Annotated in this window: 3 protein-coding genes and 3 pseudogenes; 2 read left to right on the plus strand and 4 right to left on the minus strand. The window is 61.0% G+C overall.

The features are described from left to right. Together QSK18_RS36220 and QSK18_RS35580 are read left to right on the plus strand one after the other, a co-directional pair. Nucleotides 1–117 (plus strand): annotated as a pseudogene (locus tag QSK18_RS36220) (IS481 family transposase); the annotation flags it as partial. A gap of 11 nt (nt 118–128) precedes the next feature. Beyond that, nucleotides 129–384: pseudogene (locus QSK18_RS35580) on the plus strand (IS5/IS1182 family transposase); the annotation flags it as partial. A gap of 33 nt (nt 385–417) precedes the next feature. Here QSK18_RS35580 and QSK18_RS35585 read toward each other — a convergent pair. From QSK18_RS35585 to QSK18_RS35595, 4 genes and pseudogenes are all read right to left on the minus strand, one after another. Further along, nucleotides 418–825 (minus strand): annotated as a pseudogene (locus tag QSK18_RS35585) (transposase); the annotation flags it as partial. Nucleotides 826–833: 8 nt separating this feature from the next. Then, entirely contained in the window at nt 834–1,061 is a 228-nt protein-coding gene (locus tag QSK18_RS36225) for a transposase family protein (RefSeq protein ID WP_352396736.1), read from the minus strand. A 294-nt stretch (nt 1,062–1,355) separates the two neighbouring features. Continuing rightward, nucleotides 1,356–2,042 carry a hypothetical protein gene (locus tag QSK18_RS35590; protein WP_285628962.1) on the minus strand — a complete coding sequence of 229 codons (687 nt, stop codon included), beginning with the start codon at nt 2,040–2,042 and terminating at the stop codon, nt 1,356–1,358. A gap of 942 nt (nt 2,043–2,984) precedes the next feature. After that, nucleotides 2,985–3,278: hypothetical protein (locus tag QSK18_RS35595; protein ID WP_285628965.1), on the minus strand; the 294-nt coding region annotated here is incomplete at its 5' end.

The following is a 3,278-nucleotide window of genomic DNA, read 5'->3' on the forward strand; positions in this document are numbered from 1 at the left end:
ATCCCCACCTGGAACATCTACTACAACTACCATCGAGCTCACACCACTGCCAGGAACCAGCCTCCAGCACAGCGGCTCCACACCGGCGTCACCAACGTCATGGCCGGGAACAACTAGGCATGAGCAGGGCAGTCCCCTGGGTCCGGTCCCGCCGCGGCCTGCGCCGACGCAAGCCCGCCGGGCTGCCCGCGGACAAGGCCTTCGACTCGGTCGAGATCCGCTGCTGGGTGCGCCGGCGCGGGATCGTTCCCCGAATCGCCCGCAAGGGCATCGAGTCCAGCAAACGCCTGGGACGCTATCGCTGGGTGATCGAACGAACCACGACCTGGTTCAACGGCGTTCACCGGCTATCGCCACCTGACCAGCCGCTACCAACGCAGAGCCTCCCACTTCGCAGCGTTCGGTAGCGCGCTCGACGTGGTCGGCGAGGTTGTGCCACAGGTGCCAGCGGTCTGCGACCTGGACTGCGTTCGGCACTACGTCCCGGGCGGCCTGAGCGTAGGCCCTGGCGCGGTCTCTGCAGACGACCTGCACGTCCTGCCCGTGTTCACATAACCAGCTGCTGAGGCTCTCGGTGTCCCGGCCTGGCAGCAGGTCAACCGGGCCCTGTGTGTTCAAGTCGATGCGTGCCATGCCGTAGTGGTGTCCGCGGCGTAAGGCGAAATCGGCCACTCCTAAAACCTGTAAACCGCTTTCATCAGGCGCTGGGTCGAGGAGCCTACGAATGCTCCGGACCATCGTGTCGTGCTCAACGGGCAGTCCCAGGCCGCTGGCTAAGTGGTCCCCGGCCCGGCCGGCCATGACCAGGGCGATGCTGGCGAACATCGACACGGTCAAAGAGCCCTGCGTCCGTGTCGAACTGTTACCTCGGAGAACGTGGTCTGCGAGCAGGAGGCGTTCTCGCAGCCGAAGCGACGAACCGCGAGTCGGATCGTCAAGGCTCTGCCCGCCAGCGGGGCTTCCATCAGCGTCCGGCGATATCGGTCATGCACTCGGGTCGAACGATTTTCGCATCGATGGCAGGTTGCCTCGCCAGTGGGGCTTTCAGCCTCCAGCGTCACGCTTGAGCTGGCGGAACCTGTTACCGAAAAACGCAACTGAGCCAGGTGGGAAAGAAGTAGTCCGCAAGATCACACTCCTCATCCTGATTAATAAGGAACACAAGGTCACAGCGCCGCGCCGCAACCATCATATAAAGTGCGCCAGACCAAGGCTTTCAGTGACCGTTGACACATCCGCTGCTGTGTTTCCCGGACAACACCAACGAGGCCTTGGTCGGGATGCTGCGGTCGGGCAACGTCGGCGCGAATACCGCGACTGATCACATCGCCGTTCTAGATGAGGCCCTGGCCCAACTACCTGACTTGGTGCGGGCCGGGCGAATCCTGGTCCACACCGACGTCGCCGGGTTCTCGCACGCGTTCATCGACCACCTCACCGCTCAGGGCCCCGAATATTTTAGCGGTTACGCGGTCACCGAGGACGTCCGCCCAGCGATTACCCTGCTGCCCGTATGAACCTGAGGCATAGCTGGCGACCACGACGGCAACCGAAGGGAAGGCGCCCAGGTCGCTGAACTGACCCAGCCGCTGGCCGGGGCTGCCCGGCTGCGGCGCGCATCCTCGCGTCGCGAGCGCGCCCCCTCCGGCAAACCAGCCAAGAACACCAAGCCCCGGGCCTGGCCCACAAGCATGCGGATCCTCATTCGCCGCGAACGCCGGCATCCCGGAGCACGACGGAACGCCTTCGAAGAACGTGACGGCTAGCGCGACCAGACCTTCGCTACGAACACCCGCACCGGGCAGATTGCGTTCCTTCAGGCGCGCCACCGCGCTCACGCGCGGGTCGAGGACCGTATTCGTCAGGCGCAGAACGCCCGCCCTCCCCGGCTGCCCTCCCTGCCCTTTCACGATCAACGCCGCTTGACTGCAGCTGATCGGCGCGGACCTACTGGCCTCGACCCAGACCATGCGCTTGACCAGCGACGATGGCCAGTCCCGGGCGTTGGGCAAGGCCGACTGGAGGACGATCTCGCAGGCCAAATCAGCATAGCCCGCCTTTACGTAGATAGGTCAGGACCAGCAGCGCGCGCCGGCCGGGGGACAGCCACTTGCCTTCGGGCCATTAGGCCGGGTCTGGGGCTGGCCCGGGTGGGGAAGGCCTGTGATGTACATGAACCAGTGACCGTGGGGGCCCGTGGTACTGATGCGGGAACCCTAAATGACTGAAGAAATAGGGAGGTTAATGTCCGTTGCCTGAGCGTTTCAGGAGAATGATACCGGGCGCGGGCGTTGAACTGGGCCTTCGATACTCAAGTGGAAACATGTGCGTACCAACAGTCGGGCTGCGGGGCAGGTGCGTTATGAGCTCGATCGGTACTTTCAGTGGCGTCGTCGATGTGGCGGAACAAGGTGAGGATTTGCAGCAGAACTATCGGTAAGTGGCCTGGTTGGTGTGGGAGGTGGCGCATGTTTTTATCGTAGGGGTGGCCGGGTGATGCTTCTCATGGTGTGCCGCGAAGATGCGCAGCAGCGTGAAATTCGACCGGCCTTCGATGCAGTGCATTAGGCGCCTGACTTAATTGGACATTCATTGGTTTCTGCTATTCGTGGAAGACTTCAGTCGGTTGATGGCGGCGGGCTTCGGGGGTGGCCAGTTGGTCAAGTCAGCGCCCAGTTCTCCAAATGCTCTGTTCCGATGAACCTGAATTGCTACTAATACTCAAGGAGTAATTCCATTCAAATCCTGGATCTGCTCGCCTTTGGCGTGATTTGCTTGCCAGAGAGAACTGCGATTATGTGTTTTCAGGCGCTATGGAGAAGAAGTAATGCCTCGGGGTCCGGAGGCTGCAGGCGGCTTTTTGGGAGCTGTTACTGCGGATCAATGAGAGGCTCAAGGGTCAAGGCATGGACCAGAGACTGACCGTAGATTTGGTTTCTCTGAAAGCGGGTTTCGGTTGGGGGCTCTTGCTATGCCGACCCCGCTCAAGGCTCGCTTGATTGGTCGTGGATAAACAGAGGTTTCGAACTCTGGGTTAGCTGAAGTTGCTGGCGAGCCCTATTGGTGACGCGGCGGGCGTTGATTGATTGGCTGAGAACTGAGATCTCTGAAGTTCTTGATGCTTGCGGTTTATGTAATTCATTTACTAATGATGTGATGATTGTTGGGTGGCGTTGTGTCTGTGGAGTATCCTCCGGTTTTGCGGGATTTTCTTGCTGGGTTGGGGATGCGTCCTCCGCAGGCGGATTCGGATTTGTTGCGGGAGGTTGGTGAGCTTT

It is taken from the genome of Kineosporia sp. NBRC 101677, from assembly GCF_030269265.1.
GTDB lineage: Bacteria > Actinomycetota > Actinomycetes > Actinomycetales > Kineosporiaceae > Kineosporia > Kineosporia rhizophila.